The organism is Burkholderia sp. IMCC1007 (assembly GCF_027257875.1).
Lineage (GTDB): Bacteria > Pseudomonadota > Gammaproteobacteria > Burkholderiales > Burkholderiaceae > Burkholderia.
The window spans coordinates 241,110-265,759 of the sequence record NZ_JAPVQY010000001.1; the positions used below are offsets into that span (position 1 = coordinate 241,110).

Consider the following 24,650-nt stretch of genomic DNA (forward strand, 5'->3'; position numbering starts at 1 on the left):
GACGGACATTCCTGGTGTCGATCAGGTATTCGGAATCACCGGCGGGATAATCCGTTCATACGTGGAATTCGACGCCGGTTTTATCGTTTGCGTTTAATCCCAATTCGTTTAAAGCAAACCCTCCAATAATCGATATCGGCAATGCATCCGATTCGCATTGCGGGTGCTGAATCGGGTTCGGGAACCAGCAGGGGGCGATACGCGGCAGCGCAACGAGAGATGCCGGTAAACGACAACCGGCGCCCGGTTTCCCGGGCGCCGGACAGGCCCGCGGCAAGCGCCGCAGGGTTCGGAGATCAGAACGTCGTGCGCAGGCCGGCCATCACGCTGCGGCCGCCTTCCGGCGCGAAGCCGCGCACGACCGAGGTCGCGTAGCGGATGTCCTGGTTCGTCAGGTTGTCGCCTCGCAGGTACGCGAGCCAGTGCGTCGCGCGCACGCGGAACTTGTAGGTCAGCATCACGCCGAGCGACGTGTAGCCGTCCGTCGAGAAGTCGTTGTCGGGCACGCGGTGCTGCGACCACGCATGCGTGACCTGCGCGCGTGCGCCGAACGGACCATATCCGTAGTCGGCCGCGAGCGTCGCGCGCAGCGGCGCGATGCGCGGCAGCGGCTGGCCGGTGTCGACGTTGCGCGCGTGCGTGTAGTCGGCCGTCAGTTCGAGATCGACCGTGTGGCCGCGCCGCGCGAATGCACGCCACTTGCCGTCCAGCTCGATGCCGTAGAACTCGGCGCGCACGCCGCGATAGATCGCTTCGTTCAGCGCGCCATCGGTGCCGGGCGCGACGGGCTCGTCGTCGCCGTCCACCACGCGGCCGGTGTTGTACTCGGTCAGGTAGTTCGAGAAGCGGTTGTAGAACACGCCGACGCTGCCGCGGTTCGGCCCGCTCGCATAGCGCAGCGACAGGTCGGTCGACACGGCCTTTTCCTTCGACGCGTTCGGATTGCCGATCAGGAACTGCCCGGTCGCATCGTGCGGGCCGTTCGAATACAGCTCGTAGAAGGTCGGCGCGCGTTCGGTGTACGCGACGTTCGCCGCGACGGACCAAACCGGCGTCAGCGAGAACAGCGCGCCCGCCGACAGGCTGCCCGCGTTGAAGTCGCGCGGCTGCGCGCCCGCGAATTTCTCGACGCCGGCCGGATCGGGCTCGACCTTCACGTGCTCGAAGCGGCCGCCGACGCTCAGTTTCAGCGCTGGGACGACCTGCCACTCCTCGAGGCCGAACAGCGCGACGCTGTTGGTGCGCGTGGACGGCACGAGCAATTCGTCGCCGAGTGCGGAAAACGTGTTCTGGCCGAACTGCACGCCGATCGCGCCTTCGAACGGGCCGAGCTTGCGGTGCCGCGCTTCGATGCGCGCCTCGTACCCGCGATTGCGGAAGGTGGTCGCCGTCTCGCCGTTGTCGACTTCCTTGTGCCGGTAGTCGGTGTACGCGAAGTCGAATTTCAGCTTCGTGAACGGTCCGCTCAGGTTGCGCACCTCGGACGCGAACGCGAGGCGTTCCTGACGCATGCGCAGCCGCACGTCGTCCTCGGCGACGGAGCCGTAGTTCGATTCGTAGCCGCTGTACGACAGCCCCGCGAAGCCGTCCGTCCACGTGTACGACGCACCGACCGCGCCACCGTGCACGCGGCCGTCGCTGTTCGGCACGCTGCCTTCGGGTTGCGGCGTGTCGGGGCCGTCGAGCGCGCGTTGCTGGCTGCTGCGCGCATAGCCGGGAATCCGCAGCTTGCTCGCCTCGCGATCGAACGCGTCGACGTGGAATGCGAAGCGGCCGTTGCCGCCTTCGACCTGCGCGGCGCCGCCACGAACCGAATTCGCGCCGCCGTAGCGCGCGTCGAGCGCACCCGTCACGCCTTCGATCGCTTCGCGCGGAATCCGGTTGTCGATGGTGTTGACGACGCCGCCGACCGCGTTGCCGCCGTACAGCAGCGCGGCCGGGCCGCGCACGATCTCGACGCGCTCGATCGACAGCGGATCCTGCGGCACCGCATGGTCGTACGACAGCGACGACGCGTCGTAGGCCGCGACGCCGTTCTGCAGCAGCCGGATCCGGTCGCCGTCCATCCCGCGGATGATCGGACGGCCGACCATCGGCCCGTAGGTGGTGGTCGACACGCCGGGCAGCCCGTTGAGCGTTTCGCCGAGCGAATCGGCCTGGCGGCGCGTGAGCGCGTCGCCGGACAGTTGCGTGGTCGGCGCGACCAGTTCGGTGTCGCCGAGCGGGTTCGCGGTCACGAAGATCGGGGCGAGCGTCGTGGCCGCCGGCGGATTCGCCGGGGTGGTCGTATCGGTTTGCGCGTGCGCGATGGCGGCGAACAGCATCAACGGAACGGGCGAAAGCGGGCGAAGCGGTAGACAAGGGAGGTCGCGCATGGTCGATAAATCGGTTGGAGTCGGATCGGAAAACGAGACATACGGATCACGGCTGGATACGATATATTGTTGCATCACTGGCGCGCAGTGACCCGTTGGGACATGACTCGGCATGGCCCGGCCACCCTGATGGAACGTTTTGAGGCGGACGAGGACGCGAAATGATATGTTATATCATTTCAAATTAAAAGCCTGGCCGACCGGAACGCGGGATTTCCGCCGGGTGATCGAAACGGTGGATGGAGCGGTGGGGTAGTGCGCGACGCGAAGTCAGCGCGACGCGACAGGGGCCGGTTGCGACGACGGGCACGCGATGCTTCGCGGCCTCACGCGCACCCGAAACAGTCCGGCGAATGGGACGGAAGAAACGAATGCGTGGCCCGTCATGCGCGCGCCGCCGGTCCATCCTCGGGGCGCAATGCGCGCCTGAGCTGTTCGGTGAGAAAGAGCCAGGCTGCCTGCTGGGCTGCGTTGCGCTTTGCACTTTCGTGCGACACCAGCCAGAGCGTCAGGTAATGCTTCTTCGCGTCGGGAAACACGCGAGCGAGGCCCGGTTCGCGGTCCGCGAGCACGCACCACAGCGGCGCAACGCCGCCGCCGGACAGGACCGCGCTCCTGAGCGCATCCCATGAATTGACCTTCGTGCTGACGCGCGCGTCGTGCGGCGCGTATTCGCGCAGCCAGTCCGCGAACGGCTTCGGGATGTCTCCGCCCCAGCCGACCCAGGTGCCCGTCATCTCCGGATCGCGCCGACCGGCCGGCCCGTAGACCGCGACCTCGACTTCCCCGAGCGCCACGCTGTCGAGCCGTGCCGGCGCTTCGCGCGACACGCAGATGCCGAGATCGGCGCTGCGCTCCGTCACGACCGCCAGCGGATCGCCGACGTTGCTCACGTCGAGATTGACGAACGGATTGCGTTGATGAAACGCGACGATGTCGGCAATGAATGCGTCGCCGAGCGATGCGGAAACCGCGAGCCGGACGGTGCCTTCGATCCCGCCGTGCGTGCGTTCCCGGAGGGTGGACAGCACGCTCGCTTCGGCTTGCATCCGTGACGCGACCGAGAGGACCGCGCGCCCGGCGGCCGTCAGCTGGAAGCCGCCGTCGTCGAGCACGAACAGCTGCGAACCCACCGATTTCTCCAGTACATCCACACGCCGGCTCACCGTGGTTCTGTCTACGCCCAGCACTTTTCCGGCAGCCAGATAGGAGCCCGATTCAGCGACAGCGAGGAAATATCGAAGGTCATCCCATTTGACTGCGGTATGTGTGTGATTTTGCATGGCGGGGGTGCAAATAAACTCATTTTCTGGTTGTTCGGCGTTCTCTACACTTGGCCGAAGTGTAGCGAACTATGCGACTGAATAGTCATTGAACCTTCGATCAACATGCAGGAGCCTTGAATGCAGCATTACGCGAAAATCATTTCCCGGATGCCCACCCGATACGCGCGCGGTTGGCATTGCTTCGGACTGGAACGCGATATTCGGATGGGAGAAATCACGAGTCTCGAAGCGTTCGGAACGCGGCTGGTCGCGTATCGCGGCGAAGACGGAAAAATCCGGGTATTCGACGGCGTGTGCCCGCACATGGGCGCCAATCTCGCGCTCGGAACGGTGAAGGGCAACAATCTCGAATGCCCGTTTCACTCGTGGCAGTGGGGCGACGGCAATCAATGCCAGCATATTCCGTATGCGTCGCGCATTCCGATGAAAGCGCGTATTCGCGAATGGGACACGATGATCGAAAACGAACTGCTGTTCGTGTGGCACGATCACGAGGAAAAGCCGCCGATCGACGAACAGCGGATCCCACCGCATCGTTGCTGTCACGAGACCGGCTGGTCGGACTGGGTCGTCATCAGCCGGCCTGCGAATACCAACTGCCGCGAGCTGATCGACAACCTGTCCGACGTTTATCATTTCGAGCCGGTTCACGGTTCCCCCGTGAGCAGCTTCATCAACGTCGCCGAAGGCCATACCTATTGCCAGATGCTGACGGGGGGCAATCAGCTGATCGGAACCGGCGACAGCCTGCGCAGCACCGCTTACTACTACGGCCCGTCGTACGTGATCGCCGACATGGATGCCGAAATGTGGGGACATCGGCTGGAATGCATCATGATGATCGGCAGCGTGCCGATCCACCAGGACAAGTTCATGATGCACTTCGGGATGAAGGTCCGCGCGGTACCCGAACTGTCGTTTTCCGAGAACCAGAAACTGATTGCTGCGTACATCGCGAACGGGCAGGAAACCTTCTTCCAGGACCTGCGCATCTGGGACCAGAAGACCCGCGTCGACAATCCCGTCCTGTGCGACGGCGACGGCCCCGTCTATCAGCTGCGCGACTGGTATCAGCAGTTTTATGTCGACCGCAGCGACGTTGCGCCGTCGATCGCCGACAAGCACGTCTACGTGACCCGGCGCCGCGACGATACGCGCCAGTGGGTACTCGAGGAACACGGGTTCGATCTCGACCGGCAGGATCCGGTCCAGATCGTCCGCTCGTTCGACGAAGCGCGCGGAGCGGCGAAACCGCAGCAAGAAGTTGCCACGACTGGCAAGTAAATAGACAGGAGACACGCATGACATCGGATTACTTCTCCGGTAAATACCCGAAAGGTTGGTTCGCAGTCCTTTTTTCTGACGAGATCAGGCCGGGCGAGGTCAAGTCGCTGAGCTACTTCGGCCGGGAATACGTCGCGTTTCGCGGCGAAAGCGGGCAGGTATCGGTCCTCGATGCGTTCTGTCCGCACCTCGGCGCACATCTCGGCGACGGCCGGTGTCAGGGAGACACGATCGTCTGTCCGTTCCACGAATGGCGCTTCTCGCAAACCGGCGCATGCGTCGACGTGCCGTACGCGAAACGCATTCCGATCAAGGCCAAGGAGGGTGCGCTGGCCGCGCATCCGGTGCGCGAGATCAACCAGATCGTCCACATGTGGTTCGATCCGGCCGGCGGACCACCCACCTGGGAACTGCCCGTCGACCCCGCGATGAACGGCGCCGACGGCTGGACGCGCTGGTACTTCAAGCGCTGGCGGGTGCGCACGCAGGGCAAGGAGATCATCGAGAACCTCGTCGATGCGCCGCATTTCACGTACGTGCACGGCTCGCCGATCGAGGACATCGCCGTGCATTTCGACGGCCATATCGCGTCGCAACGCTCGACGATCGGCGGGCATCCGACGCTCGGCAAGCGGCTCACGACCGAGGCGACCTACTACGGTCCTGCCGTGATGCACGTCTCGATGGAGGGAACCTACGCGAGCAAGCAGGTGAACATCCACACGCCAATCGATACCGAACACGTGGACGTCTGCTACGGGATCAAGATCCAGCGCGATCCGGCGCTGCCCGACACCGATGCGATCGCGCAGGAATACGCGCGCTTCGCGCACGACGCGTTCGACCAGGATGTCGTGCTGTGGAGGAGAAAGATCTATCGCGCGGCACCGCTGTTGTGCGACGGCGACGGTCCGCTGTTCCAGTTGCGCGACTGGTATCGGCAGTTCTTCCCGGAGCCGGCACCGGCGAACTGAGTGCGCCGTGCGGCCGGGCACGCCGCCGCGATCGAATGCGCCGCGGCGGCGCGACACTCATCTGCGCATCACGGCGCGAAGAACACGTCGGTGCGGTTCGTCAGGTTGCCCGCGTTGGTCTGGACGAAGAACGGATGGAACGACGACGACGGGAGCACGTCGAGCCCTTGGTAGTCGCCGATGAAGAACCCTTCGGCGTTGGGCGCGAGCTTCATGTCGAACGGGCCGCCGACGCGCCGCTCGTCGGCGAACGTGGCGCCGCCGTCGTGCGAGATCTTGCGCCAGAAGCCGGTCGGCAGCGTCGTCGTGTTGCCCGCCTGCAGGTCGCGGAAGTCGTAGTACGTGACCATCACCGCACCCGTGTTGTCGACGCGCACCGACGGATTGAACGCGGGGCGCCCGGTCGGCGTGTTCACCTGTTGCGGCGCGCTCCAGGTCGCGCCGCCGTCCTTCGACGTCGATATCGCGATCTCGTCGTACGTGCCGCCGTTGAAGCGGCTGTCCTGCCACACGACGTAGAGTTGCCCCGATGCCGGGTCGATCGCCGGCTCGGGAATGATGTCGCCGGTGCGCACGGGTTCGCCGGTGTTCGGATCCGTGACGCCGACGGTCTGCAGCCCCGCGATGATCTGCGGCTTGGTCCACGTCGCGCCGTCGTCGGTCGACTTGATGAACGCGACCTTGCCGGCCGCCTTGCTGAACGGCGGCTGGATCAGGTCGAAGAAATCGTACAGCGTGCCGCTTTTCGGATCGACGACGATCTGGTTGCCGATCGTCTGCTGGCGCGACGGCACGGCGACGATGACCTTCGCGGCGCTCCACGTCTTGCCGCCGTCGGTCGTCTTCGAGAACAGCGTCGGCCCGCGGTACGCCTGCGTGTGCAGGTTCGCGTACGGGTTGCCGTTCGGCAGTTCGAGGCGGTCCCATACCGCATACGCGGTGCCGGCCTTCACGGGGTTGGCCGTCACCGATTCCTTGTCGTTGAAGAACTGGGTCGTCGGTTCGTCGTTCGCGATCAGCACGGCCGGGCTGCTCCACGTCTGTCCGCCGTCGGTCGACACCGACGCGCCGACCGCGTTGCTGTTGTTCGACTGGTTGAACGAGATCGACACCGAGTACGCGGTGCCGTCCGGCCCGAACGATACCCACGGATCGGACGCGCGCTCGTACTTGAGCCCGCCCGGCGCACATGCGCTGAACGGCTGCGGCGTACGCGCCCAGGTTGCGCCCGCATCGAACGTATAGCCGGCGACGAGCCCGTGGGCGCCGCCGTTCGACCAGCGGTCCTGCTGCCACACGCCGATCATGTTGTTCGGGTTCGCCGGGTTGACCGCGAGCCACGGTTCGACTTCTGCATTCACGTAGTTGGTGCCGGGGCCGCCGATGGTGCACGCGGCGAACGGGCTCGGGCCGGACACGACGACGGGGTCGGCGTGCGCGGCAGCGGCGGCGGCAAGCGCCATCGCGGCGGACAGGCGGGTGACAAGCGGATGGGACACGATCATGCGTCGCATGGACGACTCCTCGGTGAGGTGCGAATGCGATGGCGGGGCATGACGAGGCAACGCGAGCCGCGGCGCGGCACAGCATGCCGCGCACGTCGCTGCGTGTCATTCAGCATGCCGCTTCAGTCATCGCAATCCGCGTGCGCTGGATGCCGCCAGCGCTTCGGTTAAGACTCCTCTTCGTTTTCAATGCTTGTCGGGTGTGTCTGCGATGTCGACCCGACGGGGAAGCCAGTCAGGGCATGCGACGAATGTGTCGAAGTGGTTGCAATGTAGACGATTGGAATGCCGCGCAACAGGCGGTTTTTTGTAACAGGACGTAGCCGGAAATCGTTGCCGGAAGCCGGTGTCCGGCATGCAAGATTTGCCGTTGCGGCCGCATCGAAATCGAATCGGAAACGCGAATCGCAATCGCTTGCGATTGATGTCGGCACGCACCGGTCGCGAGCACGTGATGCGCTGCTCAGCGCTCCACGGGAAACCGGTCCTGCAACGCGTGCAGCCAGCGCGCGACGACGTCGAGTTCCTCGTCGGAAAACCCGTCGCACAGCTTGCCGTTGAGCTCGCGCAGCAGCACGCGCGCGCGCTTGAGCGCCGCGTGACCTGCGTCGGTCAGGAACAGGCGTGTCGCGCGCCCGTCGTCCGAGTCGGCGTGACGCGCGAGCAAGCCGGCTTTCGCCATCCGATCCGCGAGCCCCGTCATCGCGGACGGCGCCAGTTGCAGCGCCGCGCCGACTTCGCCGATCAGCGCGCCGTCCTGCTTCGCGAGACAGAACAGCACGCCGGCCTGCGCGGCGCTCGCTCGCGTATCGGTCTCGGCCTTGCGGTCGACCCAGCGCTGCACGCGCCGCTGGCCGATGTTCAACAGTAAAAACAGTCGTCGATCTTCGCTCAAGCTCGGTTCCCACCAGCAATGGAAAGGGACGGGCGACCCGCATCGCGTGACGCATCGAGCGCCTGCGCGAGCCAGTCGGCGACAGCGGGCCACAGCACCGTGCCGGGCCGGCTGCGGAAGAAACCCATGTGCCCGACCGGTCCGCTGCCGGCCGCATGCGGATCGATCTGGCGGCGTTCGACGGCCGCCCGGGTCAGGTAGCTTACCAGTAGGTCGATCGCGCGCGGGTTCGCCCACGGGTCGTCGTCGAAGCCCAGCGCGAGGATCGGCAACTGCTGTTTCCCGAAACGCTCGGCGGCGCCCAGCGTCGGATCGTCGAAGAAGTAGCGTGGCAGCGTGGTCCAGCGGCTCCATTCGCGGAACACGCCGGCCGGCAGATCCTCGCCGAGCCCGAGCCGCTTGCCGGGCACGTAGCCGAGCAGCGCGCACGCGAGCGGGCCGAGCACGCGCAGGATCAGCCGCACCTTCAGGCGTTCCGCCGCGCGCGAGATCAGCCGTGTGCTGCCCGCGTGCGCGGCGACCATCACCGCCGCACGCAGGTGCGCGGTGCCGGCCGACAATCCGATCGCGTGGCCGCCGACGCTATGCCCGACCGCCAGCAGCGGCAGCCCGTCGTATGCGTCGCGCGCCCACGCGATCGCCGCGCCGACGTCGAGCTCGACCCAGTCGCGCATCCGGGCCTGCAACGCGCTGAGGCGCGCGGGACGCGACGCGCCGATGCCGCGATAGTTGTAGGTCAGCGCGGCGAACCCGCGCGCGGTCAGGAAGCGCGCGAAGCCCGCGTACAACCGTTCCGGCACGGCCGTGGCCGGATGAATCAGCACCAGCGCACGCGGTGCCGCGTCGGGCAACCAGAGGGTGCCGCGCAGCGGATAGCCGTCGGCGGCGGCAAACCCGATGGGTTCGGATGTCATGACGGCCCTCGTTCGGCGAGTTATTTCGTATGCGAAATATAGGCCGGGATTTATTTCGCGCACGAAATATCTGTCGAGGAATCATTCGAACGACCCGTCGCGAAGCGCTGCGCACGGCCGCCGCGACGCGCCGTGCTTCATAAAAGCTTTGCATCTTTGCATATCAGAATATTGCGTTTGTCTCATGATGAAGATCGACGTATCTTCACCGGTTCCATCCCGTCCGCCGGCCGTCGCGCATGGCGGACAACCGGGCGCCGCCATCGTGCGGCAGCCCGCCAACCTCCGGGGAGATCACGTTGCTGAGCCGAATCGTCACGGCGCTCCTGCTCGCGCTTGCCGCGCAGCCGGGCCTCGCGAAAGACACCGTCACGCTGCGCGTCGGTGAACAGAACTACTTCAACATCCAGGCGTCGATGGAGGCGTCCGGCGTGCTGAAGGACCTGCCTTACACGATCGAGTGGAAGCACTTCCAGGCCGCCGCACCCGTCGCCGAGAGCCTGAACGGCAACGCGATCGACATCGGCTTTCTCGGCGATTCCGCGCTGCTCACGCTGGCCGCGCGCGGCGCGCCGGTGAAGGTCGTCGCGGTGTCGCGGCAGAGCCTCGATGGCGTCGCGATCCTCGTGCCGAAGAACTCGCCGGTGCGCACCGTGGCCGACCTGCAGGGCAAGACCATCGCGGTCTGGCGCGGCGCGTGGAGCCAGCAGCTCGTGCTGCGCGCGCTCGAACACGCGGGCCTGCGCGCGGATGCCGTCAAGTACGCGTACCTCATGCCGATCGACGCGACCAACGCGCTCGCGAACGGCTCGGTCGACGCCGTGTCGCTGTGGGAGCCGTTCGTCAGCACGCTCGCGCTGCGGCAAGGCGCGCGACCGGTGACCACCGCGCAGGGGCTGATGCCCGCACTGAGCTTCGTCGCCGCGAACGAGCAGGCGGCGACGGGCAGGCGCGCGGAAATCACGGATTTCCTGAAGCGCGTGGTGGCCGCGCGCCAGTGGGTCGACAGCCATCCGCGCGAGTACGCGGACCTGTGGGCGAAGCGCGCGAAGCTCGAACCGGATGTGGCGTACCGCTGGCTCAATAACGCGCACCAGCGCGTGGGGCCGGTCGACGAGACGGCCGCGAAGGATGCGCAGAACACGGCCGATTTCCTGCACAAGGCCGGCGTGATCCCGACCGCCTACGACACGTCGAAGCTGCTCGACCGCTCGTATGCGGGCGCGTTCGCAGTGCCGGCGCAAAAGACGGCCGCCGCGCAGTGACCGTGCCGCCGTGCCGCGCCGGCAGGCGGCCCACGGCGGGTTCGCGATCCCGGCGATTTTCCCGGCCATTTCCGTTCGGCAACCAGAAGGACACCCCGACATGCCCGTCGACATTATCGGCATGATCACCGCGACACCCGGCGCGGAGGTCGACGTACCGGGCGGCGCCGCCGTCCAGCCCGACTACGTGCGGCGCTTCGCGCGCGCACGAAACGGCCGGCTTCGACCAGATCCTGGTCGGCCATTTCAGCAACGCGGCGGACGGCTTCGTCGTCGCGTCGTTCGCGGCGGCTGCGACCGAACGCATCCGCATCCTGCTCGCGCACCGGCCGGGCGTGATCGTGCCGTCGGCCGCCGCGCGGCAGATCGCGACGCTCGACGTGTTCAGCGGCGGGCGGCTCGCGCTGAACGTCGTATCGGGCGGCGACGACGCCGACCTGCAGCACGACGGCGATTTCGTGCCGCACGACGCGCGCTACCGTCGTACCGGCGAATATCTCGACGTGCTGAAACGCATCTGGCTCGCCGACGCGCCGGTCGATCACGACGGCGAGTTCTACCGGATCCGCGGCGCGTCGCCGCTCGTGAAAAGCGAGCAGCGTCCGCACGTGCCGATCTATTTCGGCGGGTCGTCGCCGGCCGCGCTGGCCGTCGCCGGGCAGCACGCGGACGTCTACATGACGTGGGGCGAACCGCTCGCGTCGATACGCGAGCAGATCGCGCGCGTGCGGGCCGCCGCGGCGCCGTTCGGACGCGCGCCGCGCATCAGCGTGTCGTTCCGGCCGATCGTCGCGGACACCGAAGCCGCGGCATGGGAGAAGGCCGACGCGATCCGCGAGCGTGTGCGCGCAGCCCGGCTCGCGAACGGCCAGCCGATCGACGGCCATGCGCCGCAGAATGCGGGTTCGCAACGATTGATGGCCGCCGCCGCGCAGGGCGACGTGCTCGACGAACGGTTATGGATGGGCGTCGCGAACCTGACGGGCGCGCGCTGGAACTCGACCGCGCTCGTCGGCACGCCCGAACAGGTCGCGCGGGCGCTCGGCGCGTACTACCGGCTCGGCGTGTCGACGTTCCTGATTCGCGGTTTCGATCCGCTCGACGATGCGCTCGATTACGGGCGCACGCTGATTCCGGCGATTCACGCGCACGTCGCCGAACTCGACCGGCACGATGCGGCAGTGACCGCGTAGACAAACACGGCCGCGACCGCGATTCGCCCCGGCATTTCCGTTGCGCAATGCCGGGGCGATGTCGTTTCGGGCGTCGCCCCGGCAATGACCGGGCCCGTCGTATCAGAACGACGGCAAGCCCGGCGGATTCGTTTCCGCGCGCGCGATCGCCTCGCTCTGCAACCCCCAGCGCGCGAGCGCCTGGCCGTAGCGGCCGTTGCCGATCAGCGTGTTGGTCGCGAGCGTGAGCGCCGGCGCGAGCCCGCTGCCGCGCCGCGTCGCGATCGCGACATCCGCGTTTGCCGGCCAGCCCGCATTGACGACGCCGACCCGCCGGATCTTGCCGTCGCGCGCGGCCTGGTACGCGAGCGACGCGTTCGGGTTCAGCTCGGCATCGGCGCGGCCAGACAGCAGCGCGACGCGCGACGCCGCATCGTCGTCGAAATAGAGCAGTTCGGTGGCCTTCAGCCCTTGCGCGACGTTGCGGCGGCTCCATTCGAGCAGGATGTGCTCCTGGCTCGTGCCGGCGCCCGTGATGATGCGCAGGCCGGCGATGTCCTGCGGGCCGTCGATCCTCGCGATCGGGCTGGCCGTGCGGACGTAGAACCCATGCAGCCCGAGCCGGTAGGTCGTGAAGTCGTATTTCTCCTTGCGCTTCTCGGTCACGCCGACGTTCGAGATCACCGCGTCGTACTTGCCCGACGTGAGGCCCAGCGGCCAGTCTGCCCATGCGATCGGCAGCAGCACGAGCGTGCGGCCGAGGGTATCGGCGACGAGTTGCGCATAGTCGGGATCGGCGCCGACCACGGTACGCGCGTCGGTCGCATAGGTCGAGACGGGCGGCGCATGCGGCGCGATCGCGACCGTGAACGCGCCGTCGCGCACCCAGCGGTAGCCGCTCGCCGCGCGAATCGCCGCGTCGTCGCGCGCTGCGCGGATCCGGCCGGTCTGGCGCGGATCGAGGTCCGCCGTGGCTGCGGCGGCATCCGCCGCATGCCAGCGCAGGCCGGCAGCCGCGGCCAGCGCGGCGGTCATGAAGTGGCGTCGGTCGATCATCGTGCGGTGTCTCTCAATGCGTGAGCGGCGTGCATCACAGCACCCGCGACAGGAACGCGCGCGTGCGCGCATGAACCGGTGCGTCGAGCACGACGGCGGGCGGCCCCGACTCGACGATGCGGCCGCGCTCCATGAACAGCACGTTGTCGGCGACTTCGCGTGCGAAGCCGATCTCGTGCGTGACGATCACGAGCGTGGTGCCCGAGCGCGCGAGTTCCTTGATCACGTCGAGCACTTCGTTCACGAGCTCCGGATCGAGCGCCGACGTCGGTTCGTCGAACAGCAGCACCTTCGGCCGCAACGCGAGCGCCCGCGCGATCGCAACGCGCTGCTGCTGGCCGCCGGACAACTGGCGCGGATATGCATCGGCCTTGTCCGCGAGCCCGACGCGCGCGAGCAGCGTGCGCGCGGTCCGCTCGGCGGCATCGCGCGCGACGCCGGCAACCGCCATCGGCGCCTCGATCAGGTTCTCGAGCACCGTCAGGTGCGGGAACAGGTTGAAGTTCTGGAACACCATGCCGACCGCCGTGCGCCGCTTCAGCACGTCGCGTTCATGCAGTTCGTGCAGCACGTCGCCGTTGCGGCGATAGCCGATCAGCTCGCCGTCGATGTCGATGAAGCCGTCGTCGACGCGTTCGAGGTGGTTGATCGTGCGCAGCAGCGTCGACTTGCCGGAGCCGGACGGCCCGACGATCACCGTCACGCTGCCGCGCGGCGCGACGAACGACACGTTGTCGAGCACGCGCTGCATGCCGAACTGCTTCGACACGTTGTGCACGGCGACTTCGCCGCCGGGACGCGCCGACAGCGGCGCCACCGATGCGGCGCCGGCCTCGCCGTGAGCCGGCACGGCAGCCGCCGCGCGCCGCCACAGCGCGCTGACGCGCGCGAGCACGAACGTCAGTGCCGACGGCGGCGGATTGCGCAGCGCGCCGCGCGCATAGTGGCGCTCGACCTGCACCTGGATCGCCGACAGTACCGTCAGGATGATCAGATACCAGACGGTCGCGACCATCAGCAGCGGGATCACGTCGAGGTTGCGGCGATAGATCACCTGCACCGTGTAGAACAGCTCCGGCATCGCGAGCACGTAGACCATCGACGTGCCCTTCGCGAGCGAGATCAGGTCGTTGAACGCGGTCGGCAGGATCGCGCGCATCGCCTGCGGCAGCACGATCCGCGAGGTCTGGCGGCCGCGCGGCAGGCCGAGCGCGGCCGCGGCTTCGAGCTGCCCCTGGTCGACCGCGAGAATGCCGCCGCGGATCACTTCCGCGGAAAACGCCGCGTGGTTCAGCGTGAGGCCGAGCACGGCCGCGAAAAACGGGCTGATCAGGTCGGTGGTCGGCGTGTCGAACCACACGATGCGGGTGAACGGCACGCCGAGCCGCACGTGCTCGTACAGATAGCCGAGGTTGTTCAGGATCAGCAGCAGCACGATCAGCGGAATCGACCGGAACAGCCATACGAAGGTCCACGCGCTCGCGGCGAGCAGGCGCGAGCGCGACAGCCGGGCCAGCGCGACGAGCGCGCCGAGCGCGAAGCCGAACACCGCGCCGAGCAGCGTCAGCAGCAGCGTGCGCGCGAGCCCGGAGAGCACCGGCGGCGACAGGAACCATTCGGCGAACACCGGCCAGCCCCATTGCGGGTTGCCGAGGATCGAATACAGCGCGAGCGCGATCAGCACGAGCGCGAACACCGTGCCGGCCGTGCGGGACCGGTGGCGGGCCGGCACGATGCGCAGGTGCGTGCCGCCGTTGCGTGTGCCGGGGGAAGAGAGCGGCGGCAGCGCGCCGCCGAGGTGGGTCGTGTCGCTCATGTCGGGGAAGGTCCTCGAGTCGGTCGGGAGCGCGCCGCGCAACGCGGCGCGGCGGCATCAAGCGTGCGCTTCGGCCGCGTCGTCCTGTTTTTGCGCTGCGTCAGGCGTTGCAGTAGGCGCTGCGTTCGACGCCGCATGACGGCTCGCCTTGCGCGGCAGGCCGAGGTGATCGCGCAGCGTGCTGCCCGGCAGGTCGCGGCTGTAGCGGCCGCGCGCCTCGAGCACCGGGATCACCAGGTCGATGAAATCGTCGACGCCCTGGGCCTGCACCGCGAAGCCGAGGATGAAGCCGTCGCCGGCGCCCGCGTCGTGCCAGCGGATCAGCTCGTCGGCGACGTGCTCGGCCGTGCCGATGAAGTTCGGGCGCGGCGTCGCGACGGCGAGCGCCGTTTCGCGCAGCGTCAGGTTCTGGCGCCTGGCGTCGGCCTTGATCCGGTCGGTGGTCGAGCGGAAGCTGTTGCGGCCGAGGTCGCCGAGCTCAGGGAACGGCGCATCCAGCGCGTACTGCGTGAAATCGTGGTGATCGAAGTAGCGGCCGAGATACGCGAGCGCTTCGTCGATCGTCAGCAGGTCGCGGATCGCCTGGTATTTGTCCTCCGCTTCGGCTGCCGTGCGGCCGACGATCGGCCCGATGCCGGGGAAGATCTTCACGTCGCCGGGCTGCCGCCCGTGCTCGATTGCGCTTTGCTTCACGCGCCGCGTGAACGCGGCCGTTTCGTCGAGCGACGGCGAATGCGTGAACACCGCGTCCGCGTACTTGCCCGCGAGCCCGACGCCCGTGTCGGACGAGCCGGCCTGGAAGATCACCGGCTGCCCCTGCGGCGAACGCTGGATGTTCAGCGGGCCCGCGACCTGGAAGAAGCGGCCGTGGTGGTCGAGCGTATGCAGCTTGTCGCGATCGAAGAAGCGGCCCGATGCGCGATCGCGCACGAATGCGTCGTCGTCCCAGCTGTCCCACAGCCCCTGCACGACGTCGAGGTATTCGTCGGCGATCTCGTAGCGCAGCGCGTGATCGGGATGCGCCTTGCCGAAATTCTTCGCGGTGCCTTCGAGCGGCGTCGTCACGACGTTCCAGCCCGCGCGCCCGCCGCTGATCGTGTCGAGCGACGCGAGCTGGCGCGCGACCGTAAACGGCTCGCTGTACGACGTCGAGATCGTGCCGGCGAGGCCGATCTTCTTCGTCGCGACCGCGAGCGCCGACAGCACGGTCAGCGGCTCGAAGCGGTTCAGGAAGTGCGGGATCGACTTCTCGTTGATGTAGAGGCCGTCCGCGACGAACGCGAACGCGATGCCGGCGGCTTCCGCCTTGCGCGCGATGCCGATCGCGAAGTCGAGGTTGATGCTCGCGTCCGGCGGGTTGCTCGGGTGCCGCCACGCGTTCATGTGGCTGCCTGCGCCTTGCAGCATCAGGCCGAAGGGAATCGATCGTCGGGTCGTCATGGGAGCGTTACGCGTTCTGGTCGGGGGAAAGGGAACGGTCGGCCGCGAGGGCCGCCTGCACGGGCGTGATCGACAGCGCGCCGCCGAGCCATTCGGCCGACGCGAGCCGCGCCGCATAGTCGGTCACCGGCGAGTCGATCACGAATGCGTCGACGTCGAGCCGCCGGCTCAGCGCATCGAGCGCGCGGTGCACGCGCTCGGGCGTATCGGCCAGCACCGTCGGGCGCAGCTCGTCGATCCGGTAGTCGGACGCGCCGCTTTGCCGTGCGAATTCGGCGGCGGCCTGCGCGCTGCCGAGGTTGAAGCTCTGGCCGCCGGCGAGCTGCAGCTTGAAGATCTTCAGCGGCCCGATCAGCTGCTCGGCCTCGTCGCGGGTCGGCGCGGCAATCGCGTACAGCGCGACGAGCGGGCGCGTGCCGCCTGCGTCGCGGTACGCGGCCAGCGAGCGTTCGAGGTTCGCGTCGTCGCCGTTGAAATGCCCTGCGTAGCAGAAGCGCCAGCCGTGGCGCGCGGCGAGCGCGCCGCTGTCGGGCGAGCCGCCGAGCAGGATGCGTTCGGGCGCGTGCGGCGGCACCGGCAGCGCGACCGCGCCGGCGAGCGGATGATCTTCGGCGACGCCCCAGCCGAGGAATGCGTCGAGCTCCGCGAGCTGGCCCGCGAAGTCGGGCTTTTTCGCCTTGTCGTGAAACCACTGCAGCGCGCGCGTGGTCAGCGGCAATCCGCCGGGCGCCTTGCCGATGCCCAGATCGACGCGGCCGGGCCCGAGCGCCGCGAGCAGCTTGAACGACTCGGCCACCTTGAACGGGCTGTAGTGCTGCAGCATCACGCCGCCCGAGCCAACGCGGATGCGCGACGTGTGCGCGAGCAGATGCGCGACGACGATCTCGGGCGCGGAACTCGCGAAGCCCGGCGCGCCGTGATGCTCGGCGACCCAGAAGCGTTCGTAGCCGAGCTGTTCGGCGCGCCGCGCGAGCGTCGTCGTGAAGCGCAGCGCGTCCGCGGCGTTCGCGCCGTCGGCGATCGGGCTCTTGTCCAGCAATGAAAGCGAATAAGACATGGTGTTCGACGTTCGTGAGCAAGCGGAAAGGGGCGGCGCTCAGCTCTTCGGCAAGCCCGGCGGGTTCGTGCGCGACTGGTCGATCGCTTCGGACGCGAGGTTCCAGCGGTCGAGCACCTGCTGGTAGCGGCCGCTCTTGATCTGCGCGTTCAGCGCGACGGTCAGCGGCTCGGCGAGTCCGCTGCCGCGGCGCGTCGCGATCGCGATGTCGGCCGTGCGCGGCCAGCCGCCGCTGATCGCGCCGACCAGCCGCGTCTTGCCTTGCTGCGCGCTCTGGTACGCGAGCACCGAGTTCACGCTGAACACCGCGTCCGCGCGGCCCGACTGCACGGCGACGATGCGCATCGCCTGGTCGTCGTAGTACTGGATCTGCACGGGCTTCAGCCCGTGCGCGACGTTCTCGCGGTCCCATGCGAGCAGGATCTTTTCCTGGTTGGTGCCGGCGTCGGTCACGATGCGCAGCCCCGCGACGTCCTTCGGCTCGCGGATCGACTGGATCTTGCTGTCGTTGCGCACGTAGAAGCCGACCAGATCCCTGCGGTAGCTCGAGAAATCGAACTTCTGCTTGCGTTCCTCCGTGACGGTCACGTTCGAGATCACCGCGTCGACTTTCCCCGACGCGAGCGCGAGCGGCCAGTCGGCCCATGCGAGCGGTACGATCTTCAGCTTGCGGCCGAGGCTGTCGGACACGAGCTGGCCGACGTCCGCGTCGAAGCCGACCACGGTGCGCGCGTCGGTCGCATACGTGCTGATCGGCGGCAGGTTCGGCGCGATGCCGATCGTCAGCGTGCCGGCTTCGGCGAACTTGAACGACGCCGGCACCGCGCGCTCGACGGCCGCATCGGGCTTGCCGCGCGGGCGCGTCAGTTGCTCGGGACTCAGGTCGAACGTGGCGGCGGCCGCGGCGAGCGCGGTCAGGCCGATCAGCGCGGCGGCCAGCGTGCGGGCTGCGCGCGGCGTGAAAGGTACGGTTCGTGGCATGAATGCGTCCTGTTGTTGTCTGTTGTTGTCTGTTGTAGGGCGGGAAGCGGGATGACGCGGGTGCGTTCAGCGTGGCAGCGCTGCTTCGGGCAGCGGCGCCCACAGGTCGGCCAGCGTCGACGTGCGGGACGGATCGGCGAGATCCTTGCCGAAGCGCAGGTGGAGATACGCTTCCGGGTCGATCGACGAATCGAACAGCCGCGTATAGCCGGTGCGGTCGTACAGCGCCCACGCTTCGGGCTGGCGAAAGCCGGTGGTCAGGTACACGCGCCGATAGCCCTGCTGCGCGGCGCGCAACTCGAGCGCATCGACGATCACGCGTGCGAGCCCCTGGCGGCGCAGGTCCGTGCGGGTCCAGATGCGTTTGAGTTCGGCGGTCTGCGCGTCGTAGCGCTTGAACGCACCGCCGCCGATCGTCTCGCCGTCGCGCAGCAACAGCACGAACGCGCCTTCGGGCGGCGCGAACAGCTCGGCCGGATAGCGGGCCAGCTCGTCGCGCGCGGACGCGCGGCTGTCCGGGCGGTATGCGTGATAGCGGGTCGCGTATTCGTCGATCAGCGCGTCGATCAGCGGCTGCGCGCGGACGTCGAGCGGCGTCGTGTCGATGATGCGGTCGTTCGTGGCCATGGGCATCGCGAAGGGCGCGCGATGCGGACGTTCCTGTCGGGGGCCGAGCACACGGCCCGGCCGGTCTGTTCCGTTATCGCGACGCGGTTGTCGTGATGACGGCGGCCGCTGGACATCCTGCGAGACATCGGGCGTGCCGCCGCCGTTTCGAACACGTTAGCGGCGCGGCCGGCAAAGGCGAACGAAGCAATTTCGATAAGGATTTCGTGAGCGGCGTCAGAAGGCTTGCAGGGGGAGTGCGGTGGGGATGATGAACGTGCGCATGCGTCGAATGTCCTGTTCCACGCATGCGTGATGCCGAAAGGCACGTTCCCCTGTTTGGAAAATTCATTCGTGGGGCCGGCGCAAGCCCGTTATTAGCGTGAACAGGCCCTAGGCTGCGCGCACCTCGTCGAGTAGATCCGGATGACGATCCAGAATCTTGAGCAGCTTCACAAGGGCAACGGGAGGATTCGTCTTGCCGGTTTCGTAGCGTGAGAACGCATTGACGCCGCCGCCGAATATCTCGGCCGCCTCGCGTTGATCCAGCATCAACTTCTTGCGCACCTTTGCGATGAACCTGGGGTCGACAATGGTCGAGTTCACTTGCTTGTTGAACTCGCTTGTCGCTTCACCGAGCCGGGTTGCTTCGTCGATATCAAGCACCGACTCGCCGCAGGCCGGACAGAAGTCGCCGGTTATATCGGGAACGACGGTCGAGCGACCCTTGTACGTGTAAGGGATGTCTCGTGTATCACGGACCAGTTTCGCGGCACCGCACGCAGGACACTTCATTGTCATCGCTCCTTGAACGACACGATCAGCACATCGTCGATCACGGTCAGTTTCAGATACACGTCGCCATTCACGGTGCGACGCCAATAGACGTCCTGCCAGATCGTGTGGTCGGCGTAGGTCGTCATGCTCTTGTGGAAATCCGCGGTATCCAGCGACATCACGACGCCGATCGCCTCCGCTTCCGTGAAACCCAGTTGCCGGGCCCCGAACACCGCACTCGTCGTCAACCGGACGTTGCCGGTTTCGATGAGCGCCTTGACCCGGGACAGCTTGCAGTGAGGCGTATTCTTTTCCATCTGCGATCATAACCAAAAGGGTTAATTTGTCAAGTTGGTTAATGGCGCGCGCGTGCCGTCCGCCTTTAACGGCAGACAGCACAAGACAGAGATGGATCCGGATTTGGCCTATTGGCCGATGACGCGCGGCGGCGTCGACGCCTCCGCCAGTTGAAACAGACAATCCCCGCGCCGCACCTGCGCGGGTACACGCTTGCACACCACTTCGCCGTCGCCCTTGGAGCGATGCAGCATCGGTTGCCGGAACGGCGTATCGGTCACCGTGCACCGTAGAAATGACGATACTGCCACGCGGCTTGCCTGATCAACTCGTCGTCCGGCCATGGGCCGGCGCCGAATCTGGCGATCGATAGCGGCGTCAGATCGATCGGCGGGGCACCGTCGACGATCCACGCGGCGAGCATCTCTCCCAGCGCCGGGGCGATGGAAAGCCCCGCAACATTGCAGCCGCTCGCGAAGTAAAACCCGCGAACGGCGGGCGCGGGGCCGACAATGTGCTGACCATCGGCCGTCATGGTCGGCAGCCCGCCGCGATGCTCGCGCACTCCCGCCTGCAAAAGGATCGGAAGTTGGGCCTCGACGTCCCGAGCGTAGTGCCAGAGAATCTCGGCGTCGAGCGACAGATCCTTGACGTCGAAGTTGGCGTCGAAGCCATTCATGTCGAAGAATCGCGGATTCTCCTCGTAGACGCCCCAGAGAAATCCTCCGTCGCAAGGTCGCATATACACCGCAGCATCCATGATTCGGACCATCGGTAATGCGGCCCGCGCATCGGGCACGGGCTCGGTGACGAACAATTGCTGCGCAGTGGTCACGAGAGGCACCCGAATTCCGCCGGCTTCGGCCACTTGTCGCGACCAGGCGCCGGCTGCATCGACGACGACCGGGGCTCGTATGCGGCCGCGCGTGCTGTCGACCCCGGCCACCGCGCCGTCCTCGATCAGCACGCGCGTCACCGCAGTATTCGGCAGTAGCACGGCGCCGTTTTCCTGCGCTGCGCGAGCGAAGCCGACGGCCAGTTGAGCGGGGTTGAAATACATGTCGTCGCCGATGCGCAGCACCGCAGCGACTCCCGTTGTTTGAAGAAACGGGTTGAGCCGATGTGCATCGTCAACGGAGATTTCCTCTACGTCGAGGCCATGGCGCCGCCCGCGCAGCAGGTCTTCCTGAATGACGTCGACGTCCACCGGTCGCCGCGCGACTTTGAGGCTGCCCGAGTGCACCCAGTCCAGCGGCTGGCCGGTGTCCGCGGAGAATTCCCTGATCCTGTCAGCCGCCTGCTTGATCAGTTCGATCATCAAGTCGCTCTTGCGCAGGCAACTCACCATGCCGGCAGCGCGCGGCGAGGTCTGTGAGCCGATTTCGAGCCGCTCGAGCAACGCGACCCGCAGCGCGCCTTTCTTCGCCAGGTGGAAGGCTGTCGCCGCTCCCAACCCGCCGGAGCCAATGACGATCACATCGGCCGATTCGATCATCGATGCATCTCCTGTCCATCACGCTTGCCGAGCCGTCAAGCGCGAACATGCTGCATACATGATAGACGTCGGAATCCGGGGCGCAGAACGGTTGCTGACTAACGGATGGACGTTGCGAGCCGAGACCGGGCCGTGCACGCGATTGGCGGAAGGACGGCAACGAGTCGGAAAACGATCGCGATTTCATCGAAAGTCTACGAAGAGCGCCGACTGGTGGTGTGGCGACCCGGAGTAGTCGCACGAGCGGCCGATGTGCAGACCCGTTACCCGATGACCGTTGCCGGCGTCGACGCCTCCGCAGCTGAAACAGGCGATCCCCACGCCGCACCTGCGCGGATACGCGTTTGAACGTCGCGGGTTGGCAGGGGGCGTGCGCCCGCGCGAACCGCCGCCACAGCGGCGACGGTCGCCTTCGCATTGTCGCGTCGGCGCGAAGCCCGGCCGTCGCGTGGCGATGATCGACGACGGCGTTCAGGCCGCTGCGGCTTGCTGAATCGAGTCGTGCTGATCGCCACCCAGAATATCGACGAGACTGGTCAGCATCCGCGCCAATTCGCCCGTCATCAACGTGAAGTCCGAGTCGAATCGTTCATCGTCATTCTGCGCGGTGGGATCCGCCGCCTCCTTGATCACGTCGAGCGGCGTGACACGCTTGATCGTGAGCGACGGTGTCAGCACGAACGAGATCCGGTCATCCCAGGTCATCGCGAGGCGCATGCATTGTTTGCCGGCTTCGATGTGGCGGCGCATGTCGTTGGCTTCGAGCGCGTGGCCGACGTATCGCACCGTGGCGCCGCCTTCGCCGCTCGAGCGCAACTCGGCGTCCTGGTCGACCGTGAATCCGCCCGGCGCGTCGCCGGACAGCAGCCAGTCCGTCATCGCGGCGACCGGCGAACGCGCGACATGAACGCCGGCGAGCGGCAATGGGTCGATCGATTTGACGAGCAGGCTGCGAACGTCGTCGGCAAGCGCTTGTGCCGCCGCATCGATGACGAGCCAGCCGTTCGCCGTATCGATCCACACGCGGGTATCGCGGCGGATGCTGAACGCGCGCGGCAGCAGTTCGTCGGTAACCTGTTCCTTGAGTTCGCGCAGTTGTTTCCGGCCTGCCTTGAAGCCTTGCTGCTCCTCGATTTCAAGCGCACGCGCCTTGGTGACCTGATTGACGACCGACGCCGGGAGCAGCTTCTTTTCGGCACGAAACAGCAGCAGCATCTGCCGGTTGTTCGAATACACCAGCGCGCCGTCGTCACGCGGCGACGCCCATCCGGCGCGCTGCATCTCGACGCTGCTGCCCGGCTGGAACGCGTGAGGCGCCAGCCATTTTTCCATCTGGTCAGGGGTGACGGCCCAAGGTGCCGGAAGACGGTGAAGCTGAAGGTTCTTGAACCACATGGGAGGATGGGCAAAGCGCGTCATTCTAGCCGACGGGGACGGTTGGCCGCCAGAACTGGTCGTTCGCGATCACTGTCCGGAGCAAGGGGGATATCGCTGCTGCGATGTGGCTCTTTCCGCATTGCCATCAATGCGGTGCTGTGCAGGGCAATGAGTTGCCGGCGTCATCCGACTGACGGTCGGCGTGTCGGCAATACCCACTGCCGCCGGCGTACGATGGTTGCGCAGCGTTGTCGCTATCCTTCGCCGGGCGACGGCGCGGGTGCCTGAACGAGTCCGCTGCGTTCCTCACTCGATCACACGCGGCGGCGTCGACGCCTCCGCCAGTTGAAACAGACAATCCCCACGCCGCACCTGCGCGGGCACCCGCTTGCACACCACTTCGCCGTCGCCCTTGAAGCGATGCAGCATCGGCTCCCGCAGCGGCGTATCGGGAAAGTGCACCCACGCGGCAGGCTGTCCGGCCTTCACCTGATCGCCGAGTTCGACGAGCGGTTCATACAGCCCGCGTTCGTACGCGTAGACGAAGTGTCGATCGCCGTCGACGCGCAGGAAGCGCGTGACGGTCGGCGGCGCGTCGGGTACGAGCGTACCGTGCAGCAGGCCGATATACCCGAGGTAGTGCAGCAGCCCGTGACGCCCGAGCCGGATCAGCGACGGATCGGCCATGCCTGCGCCGCCCAGTTCGGTCACGATCGAGATCGCGCCTTGCCGGCGCGCAGCCGACGCCGAATGCACCGGATTCGGCGCATGCAGCAGCGCATTCGGCAGCCCGAACGCGACGAGCAGCCCGTTGAGCTTCTCCGCTTCTCCATTGTCGAGCGGGTCGATCGCGAGCATGTTGCCGCCCTGGTACAGCAGCGAGCTGCCGCCGGAATGCAGGTCGACCAGATACTGCGCGCGCGACAGCAGCGCATGTTCGATGTAATGCGCGATCATCTGCGTCGGCGTGCCGGTCGGGTCGCCGGGGAAGCTGCGGTTCAGGTTGCCTTCGTCGAGCGGCGACACGCGCAAGCCCGCGTCGGCCGCGGGGAAGTTGGCCATCGGCAGCAGGATCAGTTGCCCGCTGACCATCTGCGGGTCGATCTCGCGCATCAGCTGCGACACGATGATCTGGCCTTCGTATTCGTCGCCGTGATTGCCGGCCATCACGAGCGCGACCGGGCCGTCGCCGTTGCGGATCGACGCGATCGGGATCGGCAGCCAGCCGTAGGCGGAACGATGCACGGAATGCGGCAGGCGCAGATAGCCCGCATGCTTGCCCGGTGCATCGAGGTCGATTTCGCAGTGGATGGGATTTCGGTGTGGCGAGGAAGCAGTCATGGCAGCGTCGTTCGAAGAACGGAAGCCGCCATCTTATCGGGAAAAGCGCATCGCGCGGCGCCCGGCGCGCACCGGATGCCGGCCGGCCCGCGTGTGAGCGCGCGGCATGCGGCACGGGCAGCCACGTGCGATGTTGCAGCGCTGAAACGCCTGCCGGCGCACGCGCTGCGCGTGAGTTACGCGCGGGTTCGCGTCAACCGGTTGCCGGCACGGGGCCGACGCGTGTTGCCGCTTCAGCGGCCCGACGTTTCAGCTTCGATACGGCCTTCTTCCCACAGCACCCAGAAGCGGCTGCCGCCGCGATACGGATTCGCGCGATGCGCGGCGTAGTCGGCGACGCCCTGACGATACGCACCGTACAGCGTCAGCGGCGGGTTGTCGACGCACGCGGCTTCGCGAACGGTCTCGCAGGCGGCGGCCGGGCGGCGGGAAACGAGCCGACGGATCAGCGATGCGCCGTCGATCGCGTCCGGTTGATCGATGCGCTCGGTGCCGCTGAGGACTTCGACGGTATTCATGTGCGGGCTCCCCGACATCCTGTCTGGAGGGCAAGGAGCAATAAAAATGCCAACCATGAAATACCGTCTGCCGCGTCGATCGTGCGGGCTTCCGCGGCGAACGTGACGTGCGGCGCGCGACGATGTTACGGAACACGTTACGTGACATGGGAGGCCGCAGCGACACAGGTGCGCGCAACCGTCTAGCCGCGCAAAGCGCAACGCGTTTCGGAATTGAAT

General features: G+C 66.9%; 20 protein-coding genes and 2 pseudogenes. 4 read left to right on the plus strand and 18 right to left on the minus strand.

From position 1 onward, the window contains the following. Positions 1-296: 296 nt before the first annotated feature. The gene (locus tag O1Q03_RS01290; RefSeq protein WP_269501225.1) at positions 297-2,324 is read right to left on the minus strand and encodes a TonB-dependent receptor; all 2,028 of its coding nucleotides are present in this window, start codon (positions 2,322-2,324) and stop codon (positions 297-299) included. A gap of 434 nt (positions 2,325-2,758) precedes the next feature. Further along, positions 2,759-3,658: a LysR family transcriptional regulator gene (locus O1Q03_RS01295; RefSeq protein ID WP_269501227.1), complete on the minus strand. Its 900-nt coding sequence runs from the start codon at positions 3,656-3,658 to the stop codon at positions 2,759-2,761. A 150-nt stretch (positions 3,659-3,808) separates the two neighbouring features. Here O1Q03_RS01295 and O1Q03_RS01300 point away from each other — a divergent pair, with 150 nt between their 5' ends. Beyond that, positions 3,809-4,945 (plus strand): Rieske 2Fe-2S domain-containing protein, encoded by a 1,137-nt coding sequence (locus O1Q03_RS01300; protein ID WP_269501524.1) that lies wholly within the window; start codon positions 3,809-3,811, stop codon positions 4,943-4,945. A 17-nt stretch (positions 4,946-4,962) separates the two neighbouring features. After that, positions 4,963-5,919 carry a Rieske 2Fe-2S domain-containing protein gene (locus O1Q03_RS01305; protein WP_269501229.1) on the plus strand — a complete coding sequence of 319 codons (957 nt, stop codon included), beginning with the start codon at positions 4,963-4,965 and terminating at the stop codon, positions 5,917-5,919. 68 nt (positions 5,920-5,987) lie between these two features. Here O1Q03_RS01305 and O1Q03_RS01310 read toward each other — a convergent pair whose 3' ends face one another. The 3 genes from O1Q03_RS01310 to O1Q03_RS01320 all read right to left on the minus strand — a co-directional run bounded on the left by O1Q03_RS01310 (position 5,988) and on the right by O1Q03_RS01320 (position 9,233). After that, a complete protein-coding gene (locus O1Q03_RS01310; RefSeq protein WP_269501231.1) occupies positions 5,988-7,433 on the minus strand; it encodes a sialidase family protein in 1,446 nt (481 codons plus the stop codon). Between the two features lie 454 nt (positions 7,434-7,887). Next, on the minus strand, positions 7,888-8,319 hold the full coding sequence (locus O1Q03_RS01315; protein WP_269501232.1) for a MarR family winged helix-turn-helix transcriptional regulator: 432 nt from the start codon (positions 8,317-8,319) through the stop codon (positions 7,888-7,890). Then, positions 8,316-9,233 carry an alpha/beta hydrolase family protein gene (locus tag O1Q03_RS01320; RefSeq protein WP_269501233.1) on the minus strand — a complete coding sequence of 306 codons (918 nt, stop codon included), beginning with the start codon at positions 9,231-9,233 and terminating at the stop codon, positions 8,316-8,318. The genes O1Q03_RS01315 and O1Q03_RS01320 overlap by 4 nt, the downstream gene beginning before the upstream one ends. Positions 9,234-9,532: 299 nt before the next feature. On the opposite strand from O1Q03_RS01320, the gene O1Q03_RS01325 reads away from it, so the two are divergent. Together O1Q03_RS01325 and O1Q03_RS01330 are read left to right on the plus strand one after the other, a co-directional pair. Further along, positions 9,533-10,498, plus strand: coding sequence for an ABC transporter substrate-binding protein (locus tag O1Q03_RS01325; protein WP_269501234.1), 966 nt, complete (start codon positions 9,533-9,535; stop codon positions 10,496-10,498). A gap of 100 nt (positions 10,499-10,598) precedes the next feature. Beyond that, positions 10,599-11,691: pseudogene (locus O1Q03_RS01330) on the plus strand (LLM class flavin-dependent oxidoreductase). Between the two features lie 102 nt (positions 11,692-11,793). Here O1Q03_RS01330 and O1Q03_RS01335 read toward each other — a convergent pair. The 13 genes and pseudogenes from O1Q03_RS01335 to O1Q03_RS01395 form a co-directional block, all read right to left on the minus strand. Next, positions 11,794-12,726: an ABC transporter substrate-binding protein gene (locus O1Q03_RS01335; protein ID WP_269501235.1), complete on the minus strand. Its 933-nt coding sequence runs from the start codon at positions 12,724-12,726 to the stop codon at positions 11,794-11,796. Positions 12,727-12,760: 34 nt separating this feature from the next. After that, positions 12,761-14,542 (minus strand): amino acid ABC transporter permease/ATP-binding protein, encoded by a 1,782-nt coding sequence (locus tag O1Q03_RS01340; RefSeq protein WP_269501236.1) that lies wholly within the window; start codon positions 14,540-14,542, stop codon positions 12,761-12,763. A gap of 57 nt (positions 14,543-14,599) precedes the next feature. Then, positions 14,600-15,982 carry an LLM class flavin-dependent oxidoreductase gene (locus O1Q03_RS01345; RefSeq protein WP_269501237.1) on the minus strand — a complete coding sequence of 461 codons (1,383 nt, stop codon included), beginning with the start codon at positions 15,980-15,982 and terminating at the stop codon, positions 14,600-14,602. A gap of 7 nt (positions 15,983-15,989) precedes the next feature. Then, complete coding sequence (locus O1Q03_RS01350; protein WP_269501239.1) at positions 15,990-17,039, minus strand: LLM class flavin-dependent oxidoreductase; 1,050 nt, start codon at positions 17,037-17,039, stop codon at positions 15,990-15,992. 39 nt (positions 17,040-17,078) lie between these two features. Beyond that, a complete protein-coding gene (locus O1Q03_RS01355) occupies positions 17,079-18,020 on the minus strand; it encodes an ABC transporter substrate-binding protein (protein ID WP_269501240.1) in 942 nt (313 codons plus the stop codon). Between the two features lie 66 nt (positions 18,021-18,086). Further along, the gene (locus tag O1Q03_RS01360) at positions 18,087-18,647 is read right to left on the minus strand and encodes a GNAT family N-acetyltransferase (protein WP_269501241.1); all 561 of its coding nucleotides are present in this window, start codon (positions 18,645-18,647) and stop codon (positions 18,087-18,089) included. Between the two features lie 372 nt (positions 18,648-19,019). Next, positions 19,020-19,421 carry a type II toxin-antitoxin system MqsA family antitoxin gene (locus O1Q03_RS01365; protein ID WP_269501242.1) on the minus strand — a complete coding sequence of 134 codons (402 nt, stop codon included), beginning with the start codon at positions 19,419-19,421 and terminating at the stop codon, positions 19,020-19,022. Positions 19,422-19,423: 2 nt separating this feature from the next. After that, on the minus strand, positions 19,424-19,720 hold the full coding sequence (locus O1Q03_RS01370) for a type II toxin-antitoxin system MqsR family toxin (RefSeq protein ID WP_269501244.1): 297 nt from the start codon (positions 19,718-19,720) through the stop codon (positions 19,424-19,426). 108 nt (positions 19,721-19,828) lie between these two features. Further along, a pseudogene (locus O1Q03_RS01375) lies at positions 19,829-19,975 on the minus strand (deacylase); the annotation flags it as partial. A 2-nt stretch (positions 19,976-19,977) separates the two neighbouring features. Next, the gene (locus O1Q03_RS01380) at positions 19,978-21,195 is read right to left on the minus strand and encodes an NAD(P)/FAD-dependent oxidoreductase (protein WP_269501246.1); all 1,218 of its coding nucleotides are present in this window, start codon (positions 21,193-21,195) and stop codon (positions 19,978-19,980) included. A gap of 471 nt (positions 21,196-21,666) precedes the next feature. Further along, the gene (locus tag O1Q03_RS01385; protein WP_269501247.1) at positions 21,667-22,590 is read right to left on the minus strand and encodes a recombination-associated protein RdgC; all 924 of its coding nucleotides are present in this window, start codon (positions 22,588-22,590) and stop codon (positions 21,667-21,669) included. Between the two features lie 288 nt (positions 22,591-22,878). Continuing rightward, a complete protein-coding gene (locus tag O1Q03_RS01390) occupies positions 22,879-23,913 on the minus strand; it encodes a succinylglutamate desuccinylase/aspartoacylase family protein (RefSeq protein WP_269501248.1) in 1,035 nt (344 codons plus the stop codon). Between the two features lie 233 nt (positions 23,914-24,146). Next, complete coding sequence (locus O1Q03_RS01395) at positions 24,147-24,431, minus strand: hypothetical protein (RefSeq protein ID WP_269501249.1); 285 nt, start codon at positions 24,429-24,431, stop codon at positions 24,147-24,149. Positions 24,432-24,650 lie beyond the last annotated feature (219 nt).

What these genes read in the sequence shown, in the direction of transcription:
- O1Q03_RS01380 (WP_269501246.1), bottom strand. Translation starts at nt 21,195, where the DNA reads ATGATCGAATCGGCCGATGTGATCGTCATTGGCTCCGGCGGGTTGGGA.
- O1Q03_RS01335 (WP_269501235.1), bottom strand. Translation starts at nt 12,726, where the DNA reads ATGATCGACCGACGCCACTTCATGACCGCCGCGCTGGCCGCGGCTGCC.
- O1Q03_RS01320 (WP_269501233.1), bottom strand. Translation starts at nt 9,233, where the DNA reads ATGACATCCGAACCCATCGGGTTTGCCGCCGCCGACGGCTATCCGCTG.
- O1Q03_RS01360 (WP_269501241.1), bottom strand. Translation starts at nt 18,647, where the DNA reads ATGGCCACGAACGACCGCATCATCGACACGACGCCGCTCGACGTCCGC.
- O1Q03_RS01395 (WP_269501249.1), bottom strand. Translation starts at nt 24,431, where the DNA reads ATGAATACCGTCGAAGTCCTCAGCGGCACCGAGCGCATCGATCAACCG.
- O1Q03_RS01355 (WP_269501240.1), bottom strand. Translation starts at nt 18,020, where the DNA reads ATGCCACGAACCGTACCTTTCACGCCGCGCGCAGCCCGCACGCTGGCC.
- O1Q03_RS01365 (WP_269501242.1), bottom strand. Translation starts at nt 19,421, where the DNA reads ATGAAGTGTCCTGCGTGCGGTGCCGCGAAACTGGTCCGTGATACACGA.
- O1Q03_RS01300 (WP_269501524.1), top strand. Translation starts at nt 3,809, where the DNA reads ATGCCCACCCGATACGCGCGCGGTTGGCATTGCTTCGGACTGGAACGC.
- O1Q03_RS01345 (WP_269501237.1), bottom strand. Translation starts at nt 15,982, where the DNA reads ATGACGACCCGACGATCGATTCCCTTCGGCCTGATGCTGCAAGGCGCA.
- O1Q03_RS01310 (WP_269501231.1), bottom strand. Translation starts at nt 7,433, where the DNA reads ATGCGACGCATGATCGTGTCCCATCCGCTTGTCACCCGCCTGTCCGCC.
- O1Q03_RS01290 (WP_269501225.1), bottom strand. Translation starts at nt 2,324, where the DNA reads ATGCTGTTCGCCGCCATCGCGCACGCGCAAACCGATACGACCACCCCG.
- O1Q03_RS01295 (WP_269501227.1), bottom strand. Translation starts at nt 3,658, where the DNA reads ATGCAAAATCACACACATACCGCAGTCAAATGGGATGACCTTCGATAT.
- O1Q03_RS01385 (WP_269501247.1), bottom strand. Translation starts at nt 22,590, where the DNA reads ATGTGGTTCAAGAACCTTCAGCTTCACCGTCTTCCGGCACCTTGGGCC.
- O1Q03_RS01350 (WP_269501239.1), bottom strand. Translation starts at nt 17,039, where the DNA reads ATGTCTTATTCGCTTTCATTGCTGGACAAGAGCCCGATCGCCGACGGC.
- O1Q03_RS01390 (WP_269501248.1), bottom strand. Translation starts at nt 23,913, where the DNA reads ATGACTGCTTCCTCGCCACACCGAAATCCCATCCACTGCGAAATCGAC.
- O1Q03_RS01305 (WP_269501229.1), top strand. Translation starts at nt 4,963, where the DNA reads ATGACATCGGATTACTTCTCCGGTAAATACCCGAAAGGTTGGTTCGCA.
- O1Q03_RS01340 (WP_269501236.1), bottom strand. Translation starts at nt 14,542, where the DNA reads ATGAGCGACACGACCCACCTCGGCGGCGCGCTGCCGCCGCTCTCTTCC.
- O1Q03_RS01370 (WP_269501244.1), bottom strand. Translation starts at nt 19,720, where the DNA reads ATGGAAAAGAATACGCCTCACTGCAAGCTGTCCCGGGTCAAGGCGCTC.